General features: G+C 52.8%; 30 protein-coding genes. 14 read left to right on the forward strand and 16 right to left on the reverse strand.

The genetic code is table 11. From position 1 onward, the window contains the following. Positions 1 to 244 precede the first annotated feature (244 nt). Positions 245 to 721, reverse strand: a complete 477-nt coding sequence (locus BW941_RS00005) for a hypothetical protein (RefSeq protein ID WP_076513137.1) — start codon at positions 719 to 721, stop codon at positions 245 to 247. A 411-nt stretch (positions 722 to 1,132) separates the two neighbouring features. On the opposite strand from BW941_RS00005, the gene dinB reads away from it, so the two are divergent. From dinB to BW941_RS00025, 4 genes are all read left to right on the forward strand, one after another. After that, positions 1,133 to 2,176 carry a DNA polymerase IV gene (dinB, locus tag BW941_RS00010; RefSeq protein WP_076513140.1) on the forward strand — a complete coding sequence of 348 codons (1,044 nt, stop codon included), beginning with the start codon at positions 1,133 to 1,135 and terminating at the stop codon, positions 2,174 to 2,176. Between the two features lie 118 nt (positions 2,177 to 2,294). Continuing rightward, positions 2,295 to 3,338: an MbnP family copper-binding protein gene (locus BW941_RS00015; RefSeq protein WP_245820011.1), complete on the forward strand. Its 1,044-nt coding sequence runs from the start codon at positions 2,295 to 2,297 to the stop codon at positions 3,336 to 3,338. A gap of 17 nt (positions 3,339 to 3,355) precedes the next feature. Beyond that, positions 3,356 to 4,525, forward strand: a complete 1,170-nt coding sequence (locus BW941_RS00020; protein WP_245820012.1) for a methanobactin export MATE transporter MbnM — start codon at positions 3,356 to 3,358, stop codon at positions 4,523 to 4,525. Between the two features lie 39 nt (positions 4,526 to 4,564). Next, positions 4,565 to 5,830, forward strand: a complete 1,266-nt coding sequence (locus tag BW941_RS00025) for a hypothetical protein (RefSeq protein ID WP_217693552.1) — start codon at positions 4,565 to 4,567, stop codon at positions 5,828 to 5,830. 36 nt (positions 5,831 to 5,866) lie between these two features. Here the strand turns inward: BW941_RS00025 and BW941_RS00030 are convergent, their stop codons facing one another. The 4 genes from BW941_RS00030 to BW941_RS00045 form a co-directional block, all read right to left on the reverse strand. Further along, on the reverse strand, positions 5,867 to 6,451 hold the full coding sequence (locus BW941_RS00030; RefSeq protein WP_068439396.1) for a phosphatase PAP2 family protein: 585 nt from the start codon (positions 6,449 to 6,451) through the stop codon (positions 5,867 to 5,869). Then, positions 6,387 to 7,616 (reverse strand): glycosyltransferase family 4 protein, encoded by a 1,230-nt coding sequence (locus BW941_RS00035; RefSeq protein ID WP_245820013.1) that lies wholly within the window; start codon positions 7,614 to 7,616, stop codon positions 6,387 to 6,389. The genes BW941_RS00030 and BW941_RS00035 overlap by 65 nt, the downstream gene beginning before the upstream one ends. 127 nt (positions 7,617 to 7,743) lie before the next feature. After that, positions 7,744 to 8,772: an AraC family transcriptional regulator gene (locus tag BW941_RS00040; RefSeq protein WP_076513144.1), complete on the reverse strand. Its 1,029-nt coding sequence runs from the start codon at positions 8,770 to 8,772 to the stop codon at positions 7,744 to 7,746. A gap of 155 nt (positions 8,773 to 8,927) precedes the next feature. Next, complete coding sequence (locus BW941_RS00045) at positions 8,928 to 9,785, reverse strand: DUF6685 family protein (RefSeq protein ID WP_076513146.1); 858 nt, start codon at positions 9,783 to 9,785, stop codon at positions 8,928 to 8,930. Between the two features lie 94 nt (positions 9,786 to 9,879). Between BW941_RS00045 and BW941_RS00050 the strand changes: the two genes are divergently transcribed. Next, positions 9,880 to 10,332, forward strand: coding sequence for a flavodoxin domain-containing protein (locus BW941_RS00050; protein ID WP_076513149.1), 453 nt, complete (start codon positions 9,880 to 9,882; stop codon positions 10,330 to 10,332). 48 nt (positions 10,333 to 10,380) lie between these two features. Here BW941_RS00050 and BW941_RS00055 read toward each other — a convergent pair whose 3' ends face one another. Together BW941_RS00055 and BW941_RS00060 are read right to left on the reverse strand one after the other, a co-directional pair. Next, the gene (locus tag BW941_RS00055) at positions 10,381 to 11,124 is read right to left on the reverse strand and encodes a DUF481 domain-containing protein (RefSeq protein ID WP_076513152.1); all 744 of its coding nucleotides are present in this window, start codon (positions 11,122 to 11,124) and stop codon (positions 10,381 to 10,383) included. 53 nt (positions 11,125 to 11,177) lie between these two features. After that, positions 11,178 to 11,645 carry a hypothetical protein gene (locus BW941_RS00060; protein WP_068439405.1) on the reverse strand — a complete coding sequence of 156 codons (468 nt, stop codon included), beginning with the start codon at positions 11,643 to 11,645 and terminating at the stop codon, positions 11,178 to 11,180. Between the two features lie 214 nt (positions 11,646 to 11,859). Here BW941_RS00060 and BW941_RS00065 point away from each other — a divergent pair, with 214 nt between their 5' ends. After that, positions 11,860 to 12,570 carry a TetR/AcrR family transcriptional regulator gene (locus BW941_RS00065; protein ID WP_068439406.1) on the forward strand — a complete coding sequence of 237 codons (711 nt, stop codon included), beginning with the start codon at positions 11,860 to 11,862 and terminating at the stop codon, positions 12,568 to 12,570. Positions 12,571 to 12,590: 20 nt separating this feature from the next. Here BW941_RS00065 and BW941_RS00070 read toward each other — a convergent pair whose 3' ends face one another. The 3 genes from BW941_RS00070 to BW941_RS00080 form a co-directional block, all read right to left on the reverse strand. Continuing rightward, a complete protein-coding gene (locus BW941_RS00070) occupies positions 12,591 to 12,929 on the reverse strand; it encodes a hypothetical protein (protein WP_139325699.1) in 339 nt (112 codons plus the stop codon). 88 nt (positions 12,930 to 13,017) lie between these two features. Beyond that, positions 13,018 to 14,133, reverse strand: coding sequence for an NAD(P)/FAD-dependent oxidoreductase (locus BW941_RS00075; RefSeq protein ID WP_076513154.1), 1,116 nt, complete (start codon positions 14,131 to 14,133; stop codon positions 13,018 to 13,020). A gap of 3 nt (positions 14,134 to 14,136) precedes the next feature. After that, entirely contained in the window at positions 14,137 to 15,138 is a 1,002-nt protein-coding gene (locus BW941_RS00080; protein WP_076514164.1) for a putative solute-binding protein, read from the reverse strand. Positions 15,139 to 15,352: 214 nt separating this feature from the next. Here BW941_RS00080 and BW941_RS00085 point away from each other — a divergent pair, with 214 nt between their 5' ends. From BW941_RS00085 to ccoM, 8 genes are all read left to right on the forward strand, one after another. Next, entirely contained in the window at positions 15,353 to 15,553 is a 201-nt protein-coding gene (locus BW941_RS00085) for a DUF2788 domain-containing protein (protein WP_068436625.1), read from the forward strand. Between the two features lie 124 nt (positions 15,554 to 15,677). Next, positions 15,678 to 16,178 carry a hypothetical protein gene (locus BW941_RS00090; RefSeq protein ID WP_068436622.1) on the forward strand — a complete coding sequence of 167 codons (501 nt, stop codon included), beginning with the start codon at positions 15,678 to 15,680 and terminating at the stop codon, positions 16,176 to 16,178. A gap of 130 nt (positions 16,179 to 16,308) precedes the next feature. Next, positions 16,309 to 16,566 (forward strand): DUF4404 family protein, encoded by a 258-nt coding sequence (locus BW941_RS00095; RefSeq protein ID WP_076513157.1) that lies wholly within the window; start codon positions 16,309 to 16,311, stop codon positions 16,564 to 16,566. Between the two features lie 12 nt (positions 16,567 to 16,578). Then, positions 16,579 to 17,013, forward strand: a complete 435-nt coding sequence (locus tag BW941_RS00100) for a CBS domain-containing protein (protein ID WP_068439412.1) — start codon at positions 16,579 to 16,581, stop codon at positions 17,011 to 17,013. Positions 17,014 to 17,329: 316 nt separating this feature from the next. After that, complete coding sequence (locus BW941_RS00105; protein ID WP_068436726.1) at positions 17,330 to 18,034, forward strand: helix-turn-helix domain-containing protein; 705 nt, start codon at positions 17,330 to 17,332, stop codon at positions 18,032 to 18,034. A gap of 61 nt (positions 18,035 to 18,095) precedes the next feature. Next, a complete protein-coding gene (locus BW941_RS00110) occupies positions 18,096 to 19,262 on the forward strand; it encodes a glycosyltransferase family 4 protein (protein ID WP_076513160.1) in 1,167 nt (388 codons plus the stop codon). Positions 19,263 to 19,289: 27 nt separating this feature from the next. Further along, a complete protein-coding gene (locus tag BW941_RS00115; protein ID WP_068444397.1) occupies positions 19,290 to 19,604 on the forward strand; it encodes a hypothetical protein in 315 nt (104 codons plus the stop codon). Positions 19,605 to 19,853: 249 nt separating this feature from the next. Next, positions 19,854 to 19,973: a cytochrome c oxidase subunit CcoM gene (gene ccoM / locus BW941_RS18010; RefSeq protein WP_281251162.1), complete on the forward strand. Its 120-nt coding sequence runs from the start codon at positions 19,854 to 19,856 to the stop codon at positions 19,971 to 19,973. Between the two features lie 11 nt (positions 19,974 to 19,984). Here ccoM and BW941_RS00120 read toward each other — a convergent pair whose 3' ends face one another. Genes BW941_RS00120 through rsfS form a run of 6 tightly spaced genes read right to left on the reverse strand, consistent with a single transcriptional unit; the run spans position 19,985 to position 25,586 of the window. Continuing rightward, positions 19,985 to 20,770 carry a septal ring lytic transglycosylase RlpA family protein gene (locus tag BW941_RS00120; protein ID WP_076513163.1) on the reverse strand — a complete coding sequence of 262 codons (786 nt, stop codon included), beginning with the start codon at positions 20,768 to 20,770 and terminating at the stop codon, positions 19,985 to 19,987. Continuing rightward, positions 20,767 to 21,738, reverse strand: a complete 972-nt coding sequence (gene mltB / locus BW941_RS00125; protein WP_068444403.1) for a lytic murein transglycosylase B — start codon at positions 21,736 to 21,738, stop codon at positions 20,767 to 20,769. Before mltB ends, BW941_RS00120 begins: the two co-directional genes overlap by 4 nt. Positions 21,739 to 21,751: 13 nt before the next feature. Further along, positions 21,752 to 22,903, reverse strand: coding sequence for a rod shape-determining protein RodA (gene rodA / locus BW941_RS00130; protein ID WP_068444406.1), 1,152 nt, complete (start codon positions 22,901 to 22,903; stop codon positions 21,752 to 21,754). Beyond that, positions 22,903 to 24,756, reverse strand: coding sequence for a penicillin-binding protein 2 (gene mrdA, locus BW941_RS00135; protein ID WP_068444410.1), 1,854 nt, complete (start codon positions 24,754 to 24,756; stop codon positions 22,903 to 22,905). Before mrdA ends, rodA begins: the two co-directional genes overlap by 1 nt. A 9-nt stretch (positions 24,757 to 24,765) precedes the next feature. Continuing rightward, positions 24,766 to 25,233 (reverse strand): 23S rRNA (pseudouridine(1915)-N(3))-methyltransferase RlmH, encoded by a 468-nt coding sequence (gene rlmH, locus BW941_RS00140; protein ID WP_076513165.1) that lies wholly within the window; start codon positions 25,231 to 25,233, stop codon positions 24,766 to 24,768. Next, positions 25,230 to 25,586 carry a ribosome silencing factor gene (gene rsfS, locus BW941_RS00145; protein WP_068444159.1) on the reverse strand — a complete coding sequence of 119 codons (357 nt, stop codon included), beginning with the start codon at positions 25,584 to 25,586 and terminating at the stop codon, positions 25,230 to 25,232. Before rsfS ends, rlmH begins: the two co-directional genes overlap by 4 nt. Positions 25,587 to 25,600: the final 14 nt, after the last annotated feature.

A 25,600-nucleotide genomic window follows, 5' to 3' on the forward strand; every position in this document is an offset into this window, starting at 1 on the left:
AAGTTTTTGACCATCCTGAATGCGATGATCCGGAATGGTCAGGAGTGGTCTTATGAATAATTATTTAGCTACGGTTGAACCACAGTCGCTTGTTAGCTATTACAATTGCCGCTATTTCCAGAACCTGAAGACTTTGGTGGTTTAACGGGTGGCATAGGTGTTTTAACAGTCATGTTAGGTAAGTTTCGGCCACTATTTGGGGTGATACTCCCGCGATTGCTATCCTGCTTCTGTTTACCGCCCATCATCCTTCTCCTAAGTAGTTGACTGTAAAATATTCGTCTGCCGATTGCTCTGCAAGTTCTTTCAATGTTCGCTTTCTAGGAAGGACTAGTCCATTCAAAGTGCTTCTTTCGGCACTTAAGACCCTCCCTTTAAGCCTTACTGTTTCTTGATGAATTTCTTCTTCAGTGAGACAGCCTTCAGAAACCCTGTACCAACCTGTTTCTGCGTCCAGAAAGATAGATTGTATTTGTGTGTTTAGGTCTGAGACTGCCTTCAGTCGTTTCCTAAAAGGAAGAAAAGGCTTGATCGCTGTTACTACTTGGGATGCTGCAATTATACATGCCCAAACTATCTGATACTCATTCCACAAAGCCCAACCAGCAATACTTGCAGATGATGTAACAGCGAGGAATATATTTACCGATTTATCGAGGAGTTCATCACTTGCCGCATACTCATGGAGGTACGCAACTTGCGCTTTCAACTCTTTCAGCAAATTCCAGTATCGTATTTGGTACAAGATTAGAGTCCCTATGTATCGCTAACAGTTTCTTCGTGAGCGTGCGTGTTTTGACGCCTCGCTTCCTTTCGATGTTTCGAGCATAACCCCCTGTCACCACTATGAAAAGTGCCTGAGGCGACGCCTTTTGCCAGTGTGAAAGTGAGCATGCGCGTTTACACACCTCTATTGGCTTTACATTCCGCACACTATCACCCCAGCAGGATTTGTAACTGACTGATTTCAATAGAGAATTTCTTATTGATAGGTTTCATAGTGTGCATGCTCGTTTTGTTCTGATCCTGCAAATGAGCACTGAATTTAACGGTGTTGCCAAATATACTGTTTATGTATACAGTATTTCATCATGAGCATTTGCCCTTCGCTTGGGGCAGGAGTGACGTTCCCATGAGTGAGCCTGGCCGTAAGGTATTGCATATCGACTGTGACTGCTTTTTTGCGGCGGTTGAGATGCGTGAGCAGCCGCATCTGCGTGATGTGCCGATTGCGATTGGTGGCGAGTCTGACCGGCGCGGTGTTATCGCGACCTGTAATTATCCGGCTCGTGAATTTGGGGTTCGTTCAGCGATGGCGACGGCGACGGCGCGTCGTCTTTGCCCTGATCTGGTTCTACTGCGTGGTCGTATGGAGCTGTACCGTGAGGTCTCTGCTCAGGTGATGAATATCCTGCGTGATTATTCACCCTTACTTGAGCAGGTATCGGTTGATGAGGCGTATCTTGAGTTAGATCCGGATCAGCAGGCGAGTCAGGTAGCGGCTGAGATTCGTGAGCGCGTCAGGCACGAGGTAGGTATCAGTGTGTCGGTGGGTGGTGCACCGAATAAGTTTCTGGCGAAGGTCGCGAGTGACTGGAATAAGCCCGATGGCCAGAAGATGATTCCGCCTCAAGAAGTGGATGAATTCGTGAAGGCGTTGCCTGTTGGCCGTATTCCGGGCATTGGCCCGGCGTTTCAGGCGCGCTTAAAGGTATTGGGCATCGAAACCTGCGACGACGCACGAAGCTGGGATCTCAATGAACTGGTACGTCGTTTTGGTCGCTCAGGTGTGCATTTATATCAGCGTTGCCGGGGGCAGGATAACCGCCCGTTGAGTATGGATCGTGAGCGCAAGTCCGTCAGTGTCGAGCGTACCTATGCTCAGGATAAGACCCGCCATGAAGAGTGCGTGGCTGAGGTCGCGGCTCTGTACGAGAAGTGGCAGGAAAGGGTAAGCCGAACCTCCTGGAAGCCAGAAGCGCTGGCGCCTTTCGTAAAAGTGAAGTTTGCTGATTTCACTCAGACCACCATGGCCGATATTCAGGAGTCGGCGACGCCCGAGGGTTTTCAGCGGTTGTTGCTTCAGGCTCTGAAGCGAGAAGACAAGCCTGTACGCCTGTTAGGTATCGGTGGGCGCTTTCCTCAGATCAGTGAAAAGCAGCTGAATCTGTTTTGAGTTCTTATAACTCCCCCTGAGGGCTGGGTCTGCCCAACTGCGACAACCTGTCGCATTCTCAATCCCGGCACCGTCTCTATAATTCGTCGCACTTGTAACCTACCGACAGGATGACACTGTGCGCCCCTTATTTACTGCTCCGACGTCTTTTTTCTCGACTGCGCTGATTGCTTCAGCCGTGCTCTCTTCTTCTGCGCTTTTGACCGCATGTGGTGGTGACAGCAGCTCGTCGACTGAAATCGTAGGCCCTCGTGAGATTGCCGCGACTATCCCGTTTGCGGCCGTGGTGGGCGATGCTGATGTTGTTTGCGGTGAAGATTACCTGAATGTGGGTAGTGACGCGACGACCGTCAGTTTTGTTGATTTCCGTTTTTATGTTCACGATTTTAAGTTGGTGACGGACACAGGCGCTGAGATTGAAGTAAGCCTTGATGATGTATCGACAACCGGTTCAGGTGAGAGTGATGCTTCTGAAACCAGCCCGTCACAGAACAGCCGCGTAGCTCAGCTCGATTTCCGTGACACTCTTGGGTGCGAAGCGGAGGCCGATGTTAACCCGAACTTTAATGATGGTGTGCAAGTCACCGCAACAGTCGAAGAGGGCGTAACGGTCGCGGCCATTCGTTTCACCTTGGGAGTACCTTTTGATCTGAACCACAAGGATCAGGCAGCGGCTGATGAGCCTTTGCGTAATCCTGGGCGGGCATCTGGCGCCGGCTGGAACTGGCAGGGCGGATATAAGTTCACGGGCATTGATGTGGCTCCGGTAGGTGGCTGGACTGACCCGCAAGACGGCGAACGCACAGGCAATCGTTGGAATATGCACCTCGGTAGCACGGGTTGCCCAGTGTCGGTATCCGATCTGGAGTCGGGCACCGAGCCAGAAACCTGTGAAAATCCTAACCGCCCTGAAATCACGATTGAGCTTGGCGCTATTGATGTCGAGCAGGCTGAGATCGTGATCGATTACGCGGCGCTGGTCAGTGGCGTCAGTGTGGCACAGGACGAGGGTGGTGCACCGGGGTGTATGTCGGGCACGACCGACCCTGAGTGTGAGGCTGTATTCGCTAATCTGGGTTTGGGCCTGGATTTAGGAGCGGGTGAAAATGCAGAGTCTGAACAATCGGTATTTTCCGTGCGTGAGAAAGCATCCGCTGAGTGATCAGATCTGTGTTTGCTGTGTTCAGAATTAACGTTACCGGATTATTCGCTCTTGTTGCAGCCGCTCTCTTTTTGAGTGGTTGCCAGACAGAGAGCCAGACATTCGTCGATGATGCCGGTGCGCGCGAATCGGCGTTTGACTGGCGCGTACCAGCGTCTGTTCCGCTCCCTTACGAGCCCGACGATAACCCGATGACGGAAGAAAAATTCCAGCTCGGGCGTCATCTTTTTTACGATGCGCGTTTATCGGTTAATGGTGAAATCAGTTGTTCCAGTTGTCACGAACAGGCGCGTGCGTTCAGCGATGGTGTACAGCATCCGCTGGGTGCGACTGGCGAGGTGCATCCACGCAATAGCCAGTCGCTGACCAATGCGGCGTACTTTAATAATCTGACGTGGGGCAACCCAGCTCTGGCCACAATCGAGCAGCAGGTCATGCTGCCCTTGTTTGGCGAATCGCCCATTGAGCATGGCATTAACGAGAGTAATTTCGAACAGGTACTGATGTCGATTCAGGCAGACGAAACCTACCTGCGTTTGTATGCCGCAGCTTTTCCTGAGCAGGAGGAGCCGTTACTGGGTGAGCTGGCCTGGGATAATTCTGTCAAAGCCATTGCGTCATTTGTACGCGGGATGACGTCGTTCGACAGCGCATTTGATCGCGGCGAGATGAGCGAATCTGCGAAGCGCGGCGAAGCCCTGTTTAATAGCGAGCGTCTTGAGTGCTTTCATTGCCACGATGGCTATAACTTCAGTGATGCCACCATAGACCGTGGTGTCACTTTCCTCGAACCTCTTTTTCATAACACCGGCCTCTATAACATTGACGGTATGGGCGCTTACCCAGACCCGAATACCGGGCGCCACGAAGTCACGGGTAACCCGGATCATATGGGGCAGTTCCGTACGCCATCCTTGCGAAATGTCGCCGTCACTGCACCTTATAATCACGATGGGTCAGTGGCGACCCTTGAAGACGTTATACGCAATTATGCCGCAGGCGGCCGGGTGATTGCCTCAGGTGAGAATGCGGGTGATGGACGTATCAGCCCGTATAAAGATGGCGTGTTGGTATCGTTTCAGATTACTGATGCAGAGGTCAGCGATCTGGTGGCATTTCTTGAATCTCTGACCGACGACGCCTTTCTCACAGATCCTCGATTTTCCAATCCGTGGCGCGCTGATTAAGCGCCAGATAATGTTAATGATTCGCTGGAAATTTATTGTATGAAGATAACCATGATTCCTGCTAAGCGTCTGGCCAGTGCGGCGGGGGTGTCTCTCGTGTTGGCTTTACCGTCTCAGGTGTATGCCCATTACATTCCAGCGGAGGGCGAGCCCACGCAGGTGCATGGCACTGTGATGACGACATGGCGTTCTGCGTCACCGGTCGATCAGTATGAGTTCTGGCAAATTCCGGGCGCCTTTATGGGCGGCGATGCATGGCCAGTATCACAGGGTGTAAGCTTGGATGAAGTATCCGTGACGGCAGCGAAACGCCTCGACGAAAATACCTTCGTTAAGCTGGGAGTCAGCACACACGATGGCAGCGATGGTCATCAGAGTGTGGGTATCGAACACGCAAGTATTGGATTTGTCTGCTGCGATGTGAAAGGCCCCTGGGTCGTTGACGTCGGCCGGATGTCGGCAGCATTTTCGCCCGAACTGCTGGCGCACAGGTCGACGTCGAAATTTACTGAACCTTCGTTAATTGCCGATGTATTTTTTGGCCGTCATTTTCACGATCAGGGAATACGTATCTGGCTGCACGAAACGGCTGGCTGGTCTGCTGGAGCAGAGATCTGGCAGGGAAAAGCCTTCCCTGCAACTGATGGTACTGATGGCGGCGCGTGGGATGCCTTTGCGCGCTACTCGTTTTCTGTTGGTTCTGTCGAAGCCAATATCGGCGCCTGGCATTACCGGGCGCAGGCCAGTTCGCGGGCAGACCACCGTTACGGTGGTGGGCATCAACATACACCGGTCGCGGCGCCGGGTGAGCAGGCTGTGCAATTTCCGGATGTTCGTTATACCTGTGATCTCGATCTGACGGGCGTTCATGCAGGGGCCAGTGTCGGCGTCGGAAAATCTGCTCGTGTTGGCATAAAAGGCGCCTGGGCGCAGTTGAACATGGAAGGTATTCTCCACGATTCAGGTAGCCGCGAAGCTGACGTCACGGCCGATCAGTATGCCGTCTGGGTACAGCCGTATCTGACATTAAACAAACACACGATTGCTCTGCGGGCTGAACGCTTCGTCGCGGATAATACGCTTACCGGTGCGGCTGCAGAGACTCTTGGTGAAGGTGCAGGCGCGTTAAGTGAAGAGGGTCATACGCCCGAGCGTTTTACTGCGGCCTGGTTGTATCAGTGGCGGCCTCAGGTGCAGTTCCGTACTGAATATATCTCAGACCAGACGTTTGCTGATGGTCAGAACCGCTATGCGGTGGGAGTGGTATGGCAGGGAAGTTTCTTTAATTCAGTCAGCTCTGATTAATACATCGAGCTGACTGAATTTTTCGTGTTATTTCTTTCAATTAAGAACGTTCGCGAACATTCCTAGCGGAAACAGCAGCAGTGATGTCCAGCTCAGGATAATCCCCAGTGCGGCACCGACAACAACGTCAGTGGGGTAGTGCATACCCAGGATAACGCGAGACAGTGCAACCAGAAATGCGAACGGAATAACGATATAGGCGAGTGGTGGATACGCCCAGGTAAACAGTACCGCAAAATTCACAGCGTTCATCGTATGGCCAGACGGAAAGCTGTATTTATCCAGAGGCGCTGTGTGTGCGTGAATGTCCGGAAATGAAATAAACGGGCGCTTACGAACCAGGCGATTTTTAAGCTGACTGTAGACCAGAATGCACACCAGTCCAGCGACGGTAATATGGCCAAGTTTTGCGAGGCCTTCCATGCCCGCCAGCAGTGGCAGTGCTAATGCCAGTGAATACCAGAACACTCCATCGCCGAGGCGACTGACGCCTTTGAAAAACAGGCGGATTGCCCGCATGTGCCCCATTCGATTGAGGCGCTGGCAGAGGCTCAGTTCAAAGTGATCCGCTCTGCGGAACAGAAACTCGGCTCTTGCTTCGCGTTGCTTGATAATGTCCATTCGATGTTACCTCTTTCTGAGCTGCAGTCAGTTGCTGCAGAAACTCACTGATAATGCTGTCCCATGAAATGCCTTGAGCAATATCACGGGCGTTTTTACGAATATGTTTGAGCAGGTTCGGACGCTCACTGAGCGATAGGGCGGCGCGGATAAATGCCTGTTCATCGCCAAACGGAGCCAGCATTGCGCTGTCTTCGTCCTTTGTATGCTCGTGGGCGGCGGCGTAATCGAAGCTCACGACGCCAAGCTGGCTGGCGAGTGCTTCGGTGACGACGTTGCCAAAGGTGTCGGTAAGGCTTGGGAACAGGAAAATATCGCCACTGGCGTAATAGCGGGAGAGGTCTTCTCCGCGACGGATGCCTGCACAGATAATTTCTGGGTGGCGCTGACGAATGCTCTCTAATTCAGGGCCATCGCCGACCAGTACCAGACGAATGCTGTTGTCCTGATTTTTCAGTTCTTCGTAGGTACGCACGACAAGCTGAAGATTTTTCTCGGCAGCGATACGACCCACGTATAAAAGTACCGGCGTGTCATCGTTAACGCCCCAGCTGGCCCGCAATTCCTGGCTGCGATGTTCAGGCGAGAATTGTTCGCTGTTTACCCCGCGTGCCATCACACTGACACGCTCGAAGCCGTGGCTGTTTAATTCATCGGCCTGTGCTTGTGTGGGTACCAGAGTGGCGGCTGTGTTGTTGTGAAACCAGCGCATGTAGCGGTAGCCAAGGTTTTCTATCAGGCCGAGGCGGTAGTGTTTGCCATACTGGTGGAAGTTCGTATGGAAGCCGCTGACAACGCCTGTACCCAGCTTTTCTGCTGCCTTACAGGCGGCCCAGCCGAGAGGCCCTTCGGTCGCCACGTAAATGGCCTGAGGGTTAAATTCCTGCAGCGCTGAAAGAACACGGCGGTAGTAAGGCAGACCGAACTTCAGTTCCGGATAACCCGGGATTGGCAGGCCCGGCAGAGTCAGTGAATACTCGTCGCCGTGGTCGTGTTTATTCTGGCGTGGACGAATGATCTGAACTTCAATCCCGCGCGCTCGCATGCCGGATACCAGAGTCGCCAGTGTGTGCGCTACGCCGTTGACTTCAGGGGCGTAAGTTTCGGTCACAATGGTGATTCTTGATAGCTCTGGTGTCATCGCATTTGCCTGTTCTTCGTGCATATACACTACTTTGCAATTGCGATATGACAGAAAGGTTTCAGCTCGGTGAAGCTATGATGACGAAAGGAAAGGTTGTTTTACCGGGGGGTAAAAAGGTTTTGTGCCCCGGTGAAGGGGCACTGAAATATCAGGATTTACCTTCGCGATAATACGAAGGTGCGTTCTGTGTCCAACGGCGGAACGCTTTACGGAAGTTGGATGGATCACTGTAACCTACCAAGGCTGCGATCTCTTCAATCGGCAGGTTAGAGCTGCGCAGGTATTCAATCGCCATCTCTTTACGCACTTCATCAAGAATACGCTGATACGACGTACCTACATCCTGCAGGCTGCGGCTGAGAGTCCGGGTTGAAGTGGCCAGCTGGCTGGCGACGTCGTCGACCGGTGGGAAGTGCCCGGGGTTGCTCAGCAGTATGCGGCGTACCTTGGCAATGATGCCTTCTTTCGGACCCATACGCGCAAGGATCTCTTCGCACTGGCTTTCAGCCATGGCGGCTGTTGCCTTGTCGGCCATGACCAGTTTGAAGTCGAGTACCGTGTTATCAATGATGAACTCAGTACGAGGTTGATCAAACTTTACCGTGCAGTCGAAGAATTCTCTGTAACGTGCGGCGTACTCAGGCTCTGGGTGGTTGAGGTGTACCTCAATCGGCTGAGCGTCGTAGCGTCCGGTGAGGAAGCGGGCCAGCGTCGAGAACGACGCCACAAACACATCACAGATCATGCGGTAGATATGATCGAATGGAATGTGACTGGTGAGGCGTACAGCCGAAGTATCGCCGAGGTTCATTACTTCAAACGTGAACGCCGGGTCGACCAGAGTGTGGTACTTAATACCCAGTTGCAGTGCACTGCGCAGATCAGCACAGCTGAGAATGGCGTAGCCCAGCATACCGAACTGGTTGATGTTAATGGCTGCACCGAGATCAAGGCCGACACGGTCGTCCGGATAGTTACGGATCAGGTTCTCAGCCAGAAATAACAGCTGCTGATAGGTCAGGCGTGCAGATGGGTCATCCAGCACTTCAGCGCTGATGCCTGTATTTTTAAGAAGGTCGTCACGGCTGACGCCTTTATCTTCGCCGACTTTCAGCATGGTGGCCGGAATGTTCACCGGTACCAGTGGGTCCGTCAGACTCCAGGTGCCTCTGATCATGGGATATCCGTCTTATTGTTATGCCTGTCGCACAGGGCGTTACGTTGTTCGATTCGGTGGTTTTTAATCACTGGCCGAATTTTAACGTGTTCGATGACGCCATACCTTACTATAAAGAGGGCATTTAACGCCATACGGCAATGTAACCAAATTTATCACGGCGTGCGGAAGCGGTGGCGGTGCTTGCTCAGAAATCGCCCAAACTCTGACAGCTGGGCGCTGCGCTTGGACGACATCAGGTGCAAGATGACCTTATTCAGGCCCTGTGAGGACTTGTTGCAGAAAAAGAAGGCGTGTTTTCCGTCTTTACCCAATGGCCCGGATGAGATTGCAGAGAAGCCACATTGCCTCAACAGTACAACCAGCGCCTCGGCGCTCTGCGGGTGCATCAGAAACCACCAATACTTGTTTCTTATGCGTTCGAGGGCTTCCTGGCGTATGCCTTCGATGGTGACCGTCGCTGGCACCATGGCATCCCGCTGTCGTGCGCCGGCATAGCGAATCAGCGGCAGCAGTTGAGGTAGCAGCTCGTGAGAAGTGAGCAGCAGGCGTCCGTCCCACTCACGGTGAGTGGCCGTCAGTGTGCGTGGCAATTCACGCATCTGCTGATCAAAGGTTTCTTCGTTTTCTGGCGCTTCCAGCTCCTGATCAGTCAGTGCAGCGTCCCGTAGTGTCTGTGCCTGGGTGATAGCGTCGCTGGAAGGCAGCTCTCTGGCGCCAGTTAATCGGGTAATTGAGAGCGGCCGGTGAACCTGCTTCTGGACGGCCAGGTGCTCCAGTTCTTTCCCCAGGCCTTGCCAGCCATGGGCTTCATCAACCAGCAGAATACTTGTTTGCATCAGTGCCGCAGGCAGGTCAAACCAGGTCTTTGCGTCCGTGCTGAGTGGATTGAGCGGCGCATAGTCTGGCAGTGTCATGTTCTGGACCGACTGGGTTGCGTACCAGACGGGCGCGAAGCGTACCAGCAGCGAGTTGACTGCCGATTCGATGCGGTTGATCAATGTATCCTGCATAGTGCCTCACTCAAGACATGCTACTTATATAAGTAAAGCAGACGACGGGGAGATCTGCAGGAGCTGGTATACTCCGCGCTTTTCGGGAGGTGTTATGGCCAGAGTTTATATTCCTGTGGGTACGGTCAGCGGTACAGCAAAAGCGGTGGCCGAGGCATGTGCTGCCGCATTGCGTACAGAAGGGCATCAGGCCCAGGTCGATACAGAAGCGAGTATTGGTGCATTAAATAGTGGTGATTGGGATGCGGTTCTGGTGGTTACTGCAACGACAGGTCGGGGGGATATCCCAAGCAACCTGTCACCATTCTATATTGCTCTGGAAGAACAGGCTCCAGGTCAGAATGGTCGTCCGTTTGGTGTGATCTGCCTGGGAGACAGCTCTTATGATATGACCTTCTGTCAGGCGGGCGCTTTGATGGAAGCACGTTTCATTGAGTTGCAGGGCAAGGCGCCTGTACCGCGTGTGACCATTGATGCGACAGAAACTCAGACGCCAGACGACGATGCACTGTTCTGGCTGAAAGAGTGGATGGAAGAAGCGCTCTGATGAATGAAGGCCCGTCGTATAAACGTCACGGGCCTTCATGCGCGAGGATCAGAAGCGCACAGCGACCGATAGCTGAGTCTGATGGTTCAGTTCTTCAGCGCCTTCCGGCGGACGGCTGTCCCAGCGGGTCTGCCACTGCCAGTTGAGATCGGTGTTGCTGGCTAACGGCAAACGCATTTTAAAGCGCGCCAGCGCTCGAACATCATCGGTATCGTCAACGGACGGTTGGAAGTACACGGTACCCAGTATATGGCTGTAGCCCAGCGGTGTTTCACCATGGGTGTATAGGTTCAGACGCGTAAGCTGAGCTTCTTCATCGCCTGCGCCGTTATCTTCTTTAATCGACTCATGGAAAGCCCCAACGCCCTGACGAATCAGCTGGTCTTCTTTCCAAGTTTTCTGAAAGCGTACGCCGGCACCGGCGAGAAAACGATATTGCAGTTCAGCGAACGGATCACGCTCGTATTGAAGAAACGTTTCCTGGCCTACTGTCGCACGAAAGTTATGCACGTAACGTAAGTGGGCGAAGGTATTGTCGCTGGTGCGTTCGTCATTAACAGACTCATAAGTTCTGGTGTACCAGCCGAAGGCGCGGTGTTCTGCATTCTGCCGGCTGGTGTTCAGTCCGAGATTCCATTCCCGTTCTTTGGTGTTTCCTGATTGTGCATCCAGCCCTACAGTGGCACTGCTTTGCCAGCCGTCGGCATCCGCGGCGCGGCGTTTTTCTTCAATATTGGTGATAGCAAAAGTCTGGAGGGGAATCAGGGTCAGCACGAGAAGCGGACGAAACATACGTTACGGGTCTCCGTTAAAAATGGGAGATCCAGTGTACCATCCTTGATGAATTATGAAGCTTTTTGCTGCGGAGTTGCCGAATCGAGGTTACTGAAGAGCGTGTGCAGTTGGTGAATCTGCTTGCGTTGGCTGTAGGTCGTTCCCGGTTCCTGAGTCTGCTGGTACGCCTTATCTATGATGGCTTTTGCATCAACAGCGCCGTCGTCTTCACTGTTGAGGCGGGCAGTGTGCACAATACTCAGTGCCTGAATACCCTGGTTATCAATCAGGCCGTATTCCTGCAGGCGGTTCTGAAACTGCCCGAGTTGCTCTGGTGCCAGCGCGTGGATATCAAACTCCATAGCGACAGCGCTCATCATCACAGCGCGGTCAGAGACGGTGTATAGCGCAGGAGAGGTATCGTCAGAGCCGGTTTCTGCGCGCTCGGATACACCGGAAGGCGCCTGGGCCTGCTGGCTTTGCAGGTCGGAACTGGCGGGCTGGTTCTGCAGATAGTTAGTGAGCGCGTTAAGCAACATGTTAATTCTCCTGTTCTGATAGGAGATAGCATGGGCTGTGCCAAGAATGTAACTGCCTGATAAATATAGACTTTTAGCGCTATCGTGGATGACTCTAAGAGTGGTTTTCGTCGAATCTTGCCGCTACTGACGGAAATTTAGCGTATGTCTTGCCGCTTCGGTGCTTCATTCGCCCTTGGTAATTCCCCATAATAGCCCTCAGCGAGGGACAATAATGAATAATAATAATGACAGCCGCCCTGCCCCAGATGGGAAGGCCGAGCTTAAATATCGGGGGCGACGAACCAGTCGCGAGAAAAGCGAACAGCGACGTCGGCAGATTCTTGAAGCGACGATGCGCATCATTGTTCGTGATGGCGTCAGGGGTGTCCGGCACAGAGCAGTAGCCGCTGAAGCAGAAGTTCCACTGGCTGCGACGACCTACTATTTCAAAGACATTCATGAGCTGATTGCGGATGCCTTTACTCTGTATACCGAGTGGGCGCTTGCGTACGTGCAGAAGTTTGCTTCGGAATTCCGTGACACCGCGAGAGATATCCGCGGATACGACATGACGGACCCGCGACAGCAGCTTGAGGCGATTGAGCGCTTAGTGACCAGCCTCAGCGGCTTCTCGAGGGGTAAGCTTGCCGAGGACACGCGAATGTTGATCAGCGAGCAGGCGTTCCGTTATGAGGTATTTGTCGAAGACAGAGTGCGACGTCTCGCCTTGATGCATCGTAAGGCTCTGACAGAGGCCGTTCGGGAAATCACCATGCTGATGGGATCTCAGATGGTTGAGGAAGATACCGCCATCGTGATGGCCATCCTGCATTCTGTTGAGTATCAGTTATTGCTTGATGAGGGGGACAGTGATGCACCAGAGAGGATTCTCCGGCGCTATCTGAGTATGCTGCTTCCTATGCTGGTGCAGCCAGAGCTCTGATCTCTCAGAGCTCAGATTCGTTAGGGTACCCGGTATCCCGCACGACCGAGTACCGCCAGGAGCATGTTCATTTCAGCGTTGCTGAATGGCCGTACATGGCAGCAGTGTTCACACATCACAGTACTGGTGCTCTTGAGAGTCTCCAGACTGACTTCCGTTTCCTTGTCGCAGTGATCACAACCAACAGGAATCAGTACACGTTCCGATAGGATAGTGCTGATATCGTTATTGTTGTCTGCAGTCACTCGCATCGCTTGAGTCATGGTTCGCCCTTTATTGGTTTCGTTTTCTGAACGTACTTTCAGATTAGCAGCTACTCCCTGGCTTCCGGTGTCCGCCATGTCATTTATGGTGAACAAATGTAAACCCCATACCGTCGGCATTTCGCTGCGATTAATAAGAGTGTAGTCGCAATGTAAGAACTCGCCACACAATGTTACACAAAAGTCATGTTTCCGTTGAAAGTCTGGCGGTGATTTTATCGGCCAGCGCCAGAGAACTGGTTAAACCCGGACTCTCTATCCCAAGCAAATGCAGTAATGACGCGGCTTCCGCCCGATTGTCACGAAATATGACAAAATCCTGGGTGGATTCGCCCGGGCCGCTGAGTTTTGGGCGAATACCTGCGTAAGCGGGCTGTAACTGAGAAACGTCAACATTTGGAAAATACGATGAAATTGCTCGGCAGAACTTGGTTTTAAGGGTGGGGGAGACCTCATAAACCCTGCTGTGGTCACTCATAAACTCGGTGTCCGGACCAAATCGTACTTGCCCTCCGAGGTCCAGAGTTGCGTGAATACCAAGCCCAGCCAGGTCTTTCTCCGGGAGCGGGTAGATAAGATGGTTAAAGGGCGATTTACCGTTATATGTGAAGTAATGTCCCCGACAATAGTGCAGTCGCGGAAATAGCGATGTGTCGGCACCTGAGCGTTTGGCCACATCATGGGAATGAAGTCCGGCCGCATTAATCATTCGCTCTGACGTGACTCTGAATTCACCGTCGCTGGTCTGTAAACTGATATGCCACAGGCCGTTTTCTGCCTTACCTCGCAGGTAGCGGGTCCGCTTCATTAGCAGCGCGCCCTGACGTTCTGCTTCCTGTTGGAGACGTAGCATGTAGGTATGGCTATCGAGTATGCCGGTCTCGGGTGAGAAAAGGGCCGCTTCGGCACGGACGTTGGGTTCCCGCTCGCTGATTTCTTCGCGGCTCAGGCGTTCTGTTGGGATATTGAGGCCTCTGGCCTTCTGTTCCAGATGATCTAGCGCAGGATGATCCGCCGACGGAGCGACGATCAGTTTGCCGGTTTTACGGTGAGGTACATCGTACTGTTCGCAGAAAGCATAAAGGCGCTTACGCCCTTCTATGCAAAGCGACTCTTTAAGAGAGCCGGGAGGGTAGTAGAGACCGGCATGAATGACTTCGCTATTGCGACTGCTGGTTTCGCTGCCAAACAGGTCGTGTTGTTCGACTAATAGTACTGAACGGTCGGCAGACAGTGCGTGTGCACACGCCAGTCCGATAACCCCGCCGCCAATGATGATTACGTCAAAGTCGGCGGGCATAGCTTAGAAAAGCAGGTCAGTAGCACACTCGTGGTGCATTGGATTTGCACGGCAACGGAGCTTTTTCATCAGCTTCATCATTTGTGTGTCGTATACGCCCTGAGCGGCCAGCTCGTCACGGATGCCAGCCAGCATATCAAGGTATTCGAGCTCCTGTTCGTCGGGCAGGTCGATCCAGTAATTTTCCTGAATACCGCGCTCCGCCGTCAGGATGTGCTCCATACCCTGGTCAAAGTGCTCGGCGAAAAACTCTCGCGATGCCTGACCAAAGCCGTCTGGCAGACGGTCTTTGTAGGTAATCAACTGGAAATTCATCTGGGCGAAGGAGAAGCGGTAGATACCGCCCGCCTGTCCCAGACCTTTGTACATTTCGAACGGCTCATAGGCGACAGCCGGCGCGTAAGCAATGTCTACGTCGCCATTATTAAAGCGCGGAGCGAAGGTGGCGACCGTAGCCGGTACCATGGTAGCGCCGATGTGTTCGACGACCTTTTTAGATGCGAGGTCGTAATCCAGTGTTGCTACTTTGCGGCCAGCCGCTGCTTCAACAGAATCGATGGCGCGATCGCGAACGAATACGTAGACAGAACCTCCAGGAATAATTCCAGACACTTCGTAGCGACCATCGACCATGTATTTAGCTGCCTGAGGGCGGGCCAGCATGTTGATCAGTTCGCGCAGCTGCTGATAGCTGTTCAGACCGCCGACGGCCTCCAGGCTGCCAGTAAAAACGTTGAACGGACGAATACGTGTGCCGGTGATCAGTGAGCCGTCGCAAACACCCGACTGGAAGTCCGCCAGAGCAACGGCTTCATTGGTATACGCTTTGAGTTCGGCTTCTACGCCCCATTCAAGAGCTGCTGTGCGGAAGTCCTGCATCCGGGTAAAAATAGGGCCATTCGCTCCCACCGGATCAAAAATACAAAACGTTTTTTGTGGAAGCTCCTTTCCCTCCGCAGCGAAGGCAAAACTGAACAGCGTCAGTGCGACTGCGATCAAGCGCATCTTAGTATCCCCAATGATTTTATTGTTATTCGCTCTGCTTAGTTTCAGGATATTCACCGAAGTAATCAGAGCTGTGTGATTGTTTCGGCCAATGATACGCATATCTGCGGGGCAAAAAAAAGGCCTGATGCCGCAAAGCATGCACGCCTGAGCTGCATTACTGGCGTAGTTTGAGTACCATTGGGCCCAATTTTATTTTTGTCGGGATTGCCGGATGGACACAGCGTTACTTGAGCAGATTGGTATGACCCTGGGGGTGGGGGGACTGATTGCGTTTATGTTCTTTATCATTTTTGATCTTGGTCGGCGTTCGGGTGCAGGTAAATTTGGCACCATGATTCTCCTTCTGGGGCTGGGTGTAGGCATGGCGGGATATCTGATTAAGGTGATTCTGCAATACGTGCTGGAGAACTGATTTAGCGCCTTTTTCTGTATTCTGGCTGGAATTATCCAGCCTGGTCTGAAGTGGCACAGTCCTTGTAACGCTTATGTATCACTACATTTGCAAGGGACACAGTTTCCCCGCAGGAGCCACGAGAATGACCGCATACAGCGCGACTCTGCCGGGCGCAGAAAACGGAATTACTGAAACAGCGACGCACGGAGCGATTTCTGAACGCACTCTAAAAGGTCGGCCAGTCTCTGTGTTGCAGTACCCAGGCGCCAAAACAGTGCAATGTGTAGAAGAACAGGTGTCAGATTTACTTCCTCTGGCATTGCACGCTCTGAGTCGCTATCCGGAATACGAATCCAGCCCTCTCTTTATGCTGCATTGTGATTTCGCAGACAAAAAAGCCAACGACGATGCCCGATTGACCGATTTTTTGCAGCAGCATGAAGGCGAAAGCCTGGTATGGATGCCTGTTGCCGCGAACGCCAGTCTTTTGATCAGTGCCTTGAAACAGGTGTTACCGTCTAAGTCTGACAGTCGCCTCAGGGATATGACGCTTCTTTATGTGGGCGATGCAGGACTGAGGGAAGTGCTGCAGCAGCTCGCCGAGAAATGCGGAATGAAGTTCTGCTTTCAGGCGTTTTATTGATCTGAGTCCGTCCACCAGCGCCATTACCTTACTTCTTATATAGTGTGAAAACTATTTTCACGGAGTAGACTGGAACTGAGTAATGCTGAAATTATCAAAGCATTGTTATTTCCAGTAAAAGGAGAAGGTTATGGTCAAACAGGTTCTCAACGAGCAACTCGAATCCCTTCATCGTACCCTCAAAGAAAGCCCAGAACTCGACTCTGAAACCCACGAGCTGTTGCTCAAAATTGCTGATGACATCGCCAAGCTGGAGAGTAATGAAGCAGGCTCACCTGAATTGAGCGATGCGGTACAGGAGCAGGTCATCCGCTTTGAACATGAACATCCAGCGATCGCGGCTATACTTCGTCAACTGACCGACACTCTGGGGCGCATTGGCGTCTAAGGAGCATCCCAAATGCGTCATATGCCGACCATTACCGAACTCATGACGGCGTTTCCGGCTCATGTCGAAGAGAGCACGAGCCTGGCAGAAGCCGCCCGCGTGATGGAGGTCCATCATTGTCATCACGTCCCTGTCATGAATCACCATGAAGTCACGGGACTTCTTACGTGGGCTGATATCGAACTCGCACGAAGCCCTGGGCACCCAGCCAGTGATATCAGCGAACTGACGGCCTTAGATATGTGCCGCCGGGAGATTCCCGCCATAGACCTTCATACCCGCCTCGATGTTGTTCTTGATCGGATGGTTCAGGATGACTTTGATGCGGTGTTGATTATGAAAGGTGACCGTCTTGCAGGAATATTCACTCTGGAAGATGCTGCGAAAGGTTTTTCGGCCTGGTTAAAGAAAACCTATTTACCTACCGATGATCCGGGGTGCGCCTGACAGGTGTCCGGCTGAATAAAATCATTTTCTGCATTAAAAAAGGGCGTTAAGCTCTTTTTTTGCATCTGGATGAAGCAGTAATTATCCGGGTGTCACAAACGCTTGACGGAATAGGTGGTTGTCGCGTTTTTTTCTGATTGTCACATCACTGAAAAAATTCTTTCATCATCAACAAGTTAGGCTGCAGCGTCGGCTATCGCAATGCTGCAGTGCGTGGTTATCGAGGCTCATTTATGCGTCTTTTGCCTAATTTAATTCGACCCGATTAAGCTGGTACGGGTTTTGCGACAGCATAAGCATTCAGGAGGAGCAGCCTATGTACAAAATCGCAGATATCCAGGAATACCGTAAAGACAGCGGCATCAAGTCATCCCCATCAGCGTGGGTGAATGAAGTAGCCAATGTATTGGAAAGTCGTTACCACGATGATGAAGCTATTCAGCAGTTGCTGATGCTAGCGACTCAGGTGACAGGTCTTAGCAATATCTCAATCGCCGTACCGGATTCTCCGAGCCGTTTTAAAGCTCAGTATTGTTCGACAGGCATCAGCAACGGCGTTTACAGCTTTGCAGTTCAGCATGCTCTGTGCCGTCAGTTTGAAAGCCGTGAGTGGTTGACGATTGGTGATAACAGTGAGCGCCCAGAGCACTTTGATCCACAGCTTGAATCTCTTTCTGGCTCTATGCGTTGTCTGCTGGTCCCGCTGACTATTCGTCAGTCTGTCATGGCAGTTATGGTGGTTGATCTGCGCGGTCATGATGCGGGCACCCTGGATCTTGCGGAGATCCGCTTTATTGGTGCTCAGATTGCGACCATTCTTGCGACTCAGGTTGTGCCGAATTTCAAAACACTTTATGCGCGTCCTTATCAGCGGGTTCAGGAAAACGAACTGGATGATATTCACGCGGCTATTGATAAGTGCAACGGCAACAAGACGATGGCGGCCAAAGTACTTGGACTGACGCCACGCCAGCTGCGTTACCGCCTTTCAAAACTCAGCGAAGAAGCTGCTGAGGCGTAATTAAACTGTCATTGATTGCCCGGCAAACTAGCTCTTATGAGTAGTTATTGCTGGGTATGACATGAGCATTCGTCACATATGTGTCGTTACAGAAACGTATCTTCCTGAAGTGAATGGTGTTGCTAATTCTCTGCAGCACCTGTTCACTCACCTCAATCCCGATCTTTATCAGGTCACCATTGTGCGACCAGCTCCGAGGGTCGACATGGAGGCACCGGATAATGAAGTCTGGGTAAAAGGTATCAGCATTCCGCAGTATCCAGACCTTCAGCTAGGCCTGCCTTCAAAGACGGCTCTCCGGTCTCACTGGAAAGCCAACCCACCTGATCTGGTTTATGTGGCAACGGAAGGCTTGCTTGGTGCTTCTGCGGTCGCGATGGCCCGCGAATATCATTTGCCTGTCATCAGCGCGTTTCACACTAATTTTCATCGTTACAGCGGCTACTATGGTCTCGGTGTTATGCGTCGTATGATTATGGCCTGGATGCGCCGCTTCCATAACCGGACGCACGTTACCCTGGTGCCATCACGTTCTATGGTGAATGAGTTGACCAGTGAAGGTATGCAGCGCGTTGAGTGGTTGCCTCACGGCGTAGACTGTCGTCGTTTTAATCCTGCACATCGATCTGCGACCTTGAGAGAGGAATGGGGCGTTGAACCTGGTGAGCAGGTGGCGCTTTGTGTCGGGCGCGTCGCAGCGGAAAAAAATCTGATCGTGGCCCTGAAAGCTGTGCGACAAATGCGTCGGGAAGGACGCCAGATACGACCTGTGATTGTCGGTGATGGCCCACTACGTGAAACTCTGTCCGAGGAGTTTCCTGAAGCGGTGTTCACTGGCGTGAAAACCGGTCAGGCGTTGTCTGAGTGCTTCGCGTCTGCTGATCTCTTTTTAATGCCCAGTCAGACGGAGACCTTTGGTCTGGTGACTCTCGAGGCGATGGCCAGTGGGTTACCTGTGGTCGCGTATGACATGGCCGCAGCCAGAGAATTTGTTCGGACAGGTGTCGATGGCTCTCTTGCGTCTGATGAAACGGATGAGGCATTTACTGATGCGCTTCGCGTTGCCTTACGCTTTGATTCTACCCTGATGGGGCTGGATGCCCGGAGTCAGGCCGAACAGCTTTCCTGGGATATGGTTGCGCGGCAATTTGAGCGCCGCGTAGAAGCTTTATTAGCGACTCATTGCGAATCACGTGGAGTGGTACACCCCTTGCAGATGACTTCTTGATAAGTATATCTGTAGGGGGAAGAAGTTATGGTGGAATTCAACCGCCGTAGTATTGCGTTACTCCGAAAAATAAAAAAAATCGCTAAAGACGAAGTGGGTTGCGAAATTCACTTTGATTCAAATACTCTCGAAAATGATTTGCGGGTGCTGGTGCGAAGCGGCGTCAGTGCTGAACTTCTCGCGTTGGTAGAAGACTTTTTGCCCAGCCAGGCACCACCGGTTGAGCCACAGATGCAGGAAAGCCGGAAGGTGTATCGTGGCAGTGAAATTCTGATGGATGACTCGCCACGGGTGCGACAAGCGAAACAGAAAATGTATCGTGGGCAACTCGTCGAAGCTTAAATCTGTTCCTTCATAGTGCAACGGCAGCTTATGTGTCATAAAGCGGTGCAAAGGTTGCCGCATTTCCGTCAATTAAGTACCGGGCTAAGTCGGGTGTTCTGATAAGAATACTGACTTGGGTCAAGCTGTCTGCGAGTCCTCCATTCCTTTATAAGCATATTTGACACAGGTCAACGATGGAGCTGACAGCCTCGCTATATTGAGATTGAAACAACGACTTATGTCTCTTCTCAATGCGAGGTGCTTATTATGTTTATGGACGAAGTTGTATTCTCTGGTCTTGCGATTGTCGGCCTTACCTGTGCTTTCTTTGTCGGCGTATATATTGCGGTGAAGAAAGACATTAAAAAGCACGGCACTGGCGAGTGAGGTCTGGTCTCTCAGCGTTCCAGTTGATGCTGAGAGAGCAGAACCGGCTGAGTGATGCCTTCATCGTTGAGGGATTCGATTAACGCGGGGACTTCCGATTCAGGAACAGGCCCTATGCGCACCCTGTGAAGGGTGATGTCGTCTCTTTCTTTCGGGTAGATACCGACTGTCCAGTCGCCTGCTCCTACGTTGGCAGTAATCCCGGATAATTTCTTACGCAGACGCTCTGCTGAGTCCGGGTTGCTTAGTGCACCCGCCTGAATCCATAGTACGGCTTCAGATAATGGTGCTTTTAATACTTCGATCTTTACTGGTGCCGTGCCGTCGTTATGAATATTCAGTTTTACGGCCGCTGCGTACGACAGATCAATAATCCTGCCTTCGTGAAATGGCCCTCGGTCGTTCACCCGGACGATGACCGACTGGCCGGTATCTTTGCGGGTAACTTTTACATACGACGGCAGTGGGAGCGTTTTGTGTGCTGCGGTCATTTTGTAGACATCGAAGGTTTCGCCGTTTGAGGTGTCGTGACCGTGAAATTTCATTCCGTACCATGAAGCGATGCCTTCCTGCGTGAAGCCCTCCGCATCCTTCATAACGTTATAGTCCTTACCCAGCACGCGATAGCGCGACGGATTGCCCAGACTGCTGCGCGGTTCGGATACCGGTACGGGATCAGCAATTGCCTTGATGTCAGCGATTGGCGCCGGCGTAAAATCGTTCGCGTGCTGATAACGGGACGTTGCGCAGCCATGAAGCAGAACTAGACTGACCAGAACGGCCAGCCCACGCATCATTGCTTGTCCTCACTCAGAGCCTGGCTGAGCTGATACACCGCCATGGCGTACAGCTTACTGTGGTTGTATTGAGTTATAACGTAGAAGTTATATTCACCAAGCCAGTATTCATCGCCTTCTTTACCTTCGAGGCGCATCAGGTTGGCTGGCTTCTCGCTCTCGATATCGACTGGCAACTCAACACCTGCGGCTGTCAGGTCTGCAACCGTGTGCTGTGGTTTACGGCTGACATTGACCAGCGGTTCGTACTTATCGCCACTGACGGTGACTCTGTGCGTCACAGGCTCGTCTGTTTTCCAGCCGTGCTCTGAGAAATAGTTAGCCACACTGTGGATGGCATCCACTGGGTTGCCCCACAGATCACGTTTGCCATCGCCATCACCGTCGACAGCGTAGTGCAGATAGCTGGTGGGGATAAATTGCCCATAGCCCATGGCGCCCGCATAAGAGCCCTTGATGGTACCCGGGTCGACGCCTTCTTCACGGGCGAGGGCGAACATGGCTTTCAGCTCGCGCCAGAACAGTGGACGTTTCGGGTAATCGAAAGCGAGTGTTGAGAGCGAGTCCAACACTCTGTATCCACCCTGGCGGGTGCCGTAAAAGGTTTCTACGCCAATGATAGCTGCAATAATTTCCGGCGGTACGCCGTATTTCTTTTCAGCTTCGGCGAGAATATCAGCCTGGCTTTCGAGAAAGTTCTTACCTGCACTGATCCGTTTTTCTGTCAGAAAAATATCCTGATACCGCGCCCAGTTCATGGTGCGTTCGGCAGGACGCTGAATGGCTTCGAGCACTGAATCCATCTTTTCAGCCTGTTTCAGCCAGTTGCGTACTTCTTCTGCCGGAATGCCGTATTCCTTTTCCACTTCGGCGACGAACTCGTCGGTACGTTCGTGCTGGTCGTAGGCTGCGCCTGCGAAGGGCGCAGAAGCTGCCAAGGTGATTGCAGCTAACACATGTTTCAACATAGTAATAACCCTGTTATTTCCTTTGCCGATGAGTGTACATCGACATAATCAGGCCAAAGCCCAGAAGCAGACTGACGACAGACGTTCCGCCGTAACTCACCAGTGGTAGGGGTACGCCTACGACCGGAAGAATGCCGCTGACCATGCCTATATTCACGAAGACATAGATAAAAAACGTGACTGACATGCTACCAGACAGCAGTCGACCGAAAAGAGTTTCGCACCGGCTGGAAATGTAAAGGCAGCGCAGAATAATTAAGGCATAGAGCGCCAGTAGCAGGCAGACGCCAATTAATCCATGCTCCTCTGCCAGGACGGCAATGATGAAGTCGGTATGGCTCTCTGGTAGAAATTCGAGCTGGGATTGAGTCCCCTGAAGGTAACCCTTGCCATGAATACCGCCCGAGCCGATCGCCGTTTTCGATTGAATTATATTCCAGCCTGAGCCGAGCGGATCGGACTCGGGGTTCAGGAACGTAAGAACACGTTGCTTCTGATAAGCGTGCATTACGAAGAACCACATAACCGGCGCCATCGCCGCGACTATGCCGATCATGGAAAAAATCAGGAGCCAGGACATCCCGGCAAAAAACAGTACTAACAACCCCGAGGTGCTGATCAGTATCGACGTGCCTAAATCAGGCTGTTTCAGGATCAGGATCGTGGGAATAAAAATAATGACCAGTGCCTGAAGAAGGTCACGAAAGCGCGGCGGTACGGGCCGTTTGGCCATAAACCAGGCGACCGCTAATGGTAGCGCCAGCTTCACCAGCTCAGACGGCTGAAAGCGGGGTAATGGCCCGGGTAAGTCCAGCCAGCGCTGAGCGCCTTTTGCGCCGACCCCCGCAACCAATACGCCGACCAATAGTAAAGTACCTACGGCTAACGCCCAAGGCGCGATAAGTTGGTAGAGGCGCGGTGGAATCTGGGCAGTAATGAATAGCAGTAGGGTGCCGATACCAAAGTGCACAGCCTGACGTTTCACCATGCCGATTTCCTGACCGCTGCCACTGTAAAGGATAGCCAGCCCGGTGGTGGCGAGTGCAATAAGTAGCAGTAGAAGTATCAGGTCGATGTGCAATCGCGCGAAAAAGGCACCGCTGCGGTCGAAGGTATGATGCTGTGACGGCGTGGAGACCGTGCGACTGAAATCTGTACTGGCCATCAGCCCTCTGCGCCTCCCAGGTATTCATTGATGATGGACTGTGCGATCGGAGCCGCCGTGCGCCCGGACGATTCGCCATTTTCAACGATGACGGCAATGGCGATCTGTGGTTTCTCTATCGGAGAGAACGCCATAAACCAGGCATGGTCGCGTAGACGCTCCTGAAGGGCTTCCGAATCGTATTCGGCATCCTGTTCAATACCCACAACCTGTGCTGTCCCGGTTTTGCCAGCAATCGGGAAGTCCAGGTTGGCGCGCAACGCGCGGGCAGTACCGTGGCGACCCGTAATCACGTGATCCATGGCTGTGAACATGCGATCCCAGTCGGACGGATCTTTGAGTGTGATGTCGGGAATATCGCCGTGAGGAAACTCCGTCGGGACATTGTCTTCGGCAGCCAGCAGTCTTGGAACTTCCCATTTGCCTTTATTGGCCAGAACAGCGGTCGCTGTTGCCAGCTGTAATGGCGTCACGGCCATAAAGCCCTGCCCAATGCCGAGGTTGACCGTATCCCCCGGGTACCATGGGCCACGACCGGTGGCTCGCTTCCAGTCACGGTCTGGCAGAATTCCGGATACCGCCGAGATAACATCGACCGACATATCCCGGCCGAAGCCAAACTGGCCGAGGAATGGCGTGAGATCATCGATGCCTGTTTTGACGGCAACGTCGTAGAAGTAGGTATCGCAGGATTCCACCACGGCCATTTCAAGATCGACGACGCCGTGTCCTTCGCGCTTCCAGTCCCGATAAAAGCGGTCATCATTTTCAAGCTGGAACCAGCCCGGATCGCGCACTTTATAGTTCCAGGTGGTACTGCCAGCTTCCAGAGCGGCAAGACCGACAAAAGGTTTCAGGGTCGAGGCGGGTGGGTAAGTACCACGCGTCGCCCGATCGAAGAGTGGCTTGTCGAGACTGCTGGTCAGCGCTTCGTAATCATCGAAGGAAATCCCTGTAACAAAGGCGTTCGGGTCGTAACCGGGGTTACTGTATAGCGTGAGAATGCCGCCGGTTTCCACTTCGATAGCAACAACGGCACCGCGGCGCCCTTCAAGTAATTCTGCGGCAAGCAACTGGAGCCGGCTGTCGAGATGCAGCGTCAGATCGGTGCCCGGTTTCGGGTTCTCTCGCTGCATGGTTCTGAGCAGGCGTCCGCGGGCGTTAGTCTCAATACGCTCATAACCTACGTCACCATGGAGAATATCTTCGTAGCGTCTTTCGATACCGGTTTTACCTATATGGGAGGTCGCGCTGTAGCGTCGCTGGCTTTCTTCATCGTCCTCAATGCGTTCCTGATCCCGCTGGTTAATCCGGCCGACGTAACCCAGCACGTGTGCAAAGGCATCGCCGTGCGGATAGTGTCGAATAAGCTGCGCCTCAACATCAACGCCGGGCAGATAGAAACGGTTAACCATGATGGCGGCAATTTCTTCTTCGCTCAGCCGCTGACGCAGTACCACAGGTTCGTATGGACGGCGCCGGTAACTCGAGCGTTTCTCAAACTGCTCGAGATCCCGCTCAGACACGCCAACCAGCTCATCAAGAAAGGCGAGAGTCTCCTGGAGGTTATCTACTTTCTCGGGCACCAGAGTCAGGCTGTAGGCAGGAATGTTTTCAGCCAGAAGTATGCCGTTGCGGTCGTAGATCAGTCCGCGATTAGGTGCGATAGGGCGTATTTTTACCCGGTTGTTTTCAGAAAGGTCCTGATATTTTTCGTGCAGTGTGACCTGCAGGTAGGTCATGCGCCAGGCGAGGGTCAGCAGTGCCGAGACAACGAGAACCGCAGCGACGATGGCTCGTGCGCGGAAGAGTCTGCGCTCGTAGGCCTTATCCCTGATCGACTGTTCCCACATACTCCAGCCTTACTTGTGGTACGGGTGACCCTGGAGAATCGTCCAGGCGCGATAAATCTGTTCTGACAATAACACCCTGACCAGCGGGTGGGGCAGTGTCAGGGGGGATAAAGACCAGCGTTGCTTGGCCAGCCTCAGTACGTCGTCCGTCATACCGTCAGGACCGCCGACTAACAGGGCAACATCGCCACCCTGGTTGCGCCAGCCTTCCAGCTCTTCTGCTAAACGCTCGGTCGACCAGGGTTTGCCTTCGACAGCTAATGCGACGACATGCTCGCCCGGTCGGATCGCTTTTTTGAGTGCATCAGCTTCCTGTTGCATGGCTTTGTCGGAGCTGGCGTTTTTTCCGCGGTGGCCGGGAGAAATTTCGACCAGCTCAAGGCTGCAATCACGCGGCAGGCGCTTCGCGTATTCCTGATAACCCTGTTCTACCCACGCAGGCATTTTATTGCCAACGGCCAGCAGCCGTATCTTCATGCGTCCTTCTGTCCTGCCTGCCCAGCGTCGGGTGTTTCTCCCCAGAGACGTTCGAGATCATAGAAGTGGCGGGCCTGTTCAGTCATGACATGCACAACCACATCGATCAGGTCGATCAGTACCCAGTCAGCAGCAGCACGGCCTTCGGTGCCGTTCGGTTTCAGGCCTGCGTGTTTTGCTTTTTCTTCGACATTGCCTGCAACGGCAGTGACGTGGCGGTTAGAGGTACCGTTGGCGATGATCATCCAATCGGTGACGGACGTGCGGCCACGTACGTCCAGCACAGTGATGTTATGTGCTTTCATGTCTTCCAGAGCGTCGATGACGAGCTCTTTGATTTGCTCAGTTTGCATGCAGACCTGTCGGT

The organism is Thalassolituus maritimus (assembly GCF_900156675.1).
Taxonomy (GTDB): domain Bacteria; phylum Pseudomonadota; class Gammaproteobacteria; order Pseudomonadales; family Oceanobacteraceae; genus Thalassolituus; species Thalassolituus maritimus.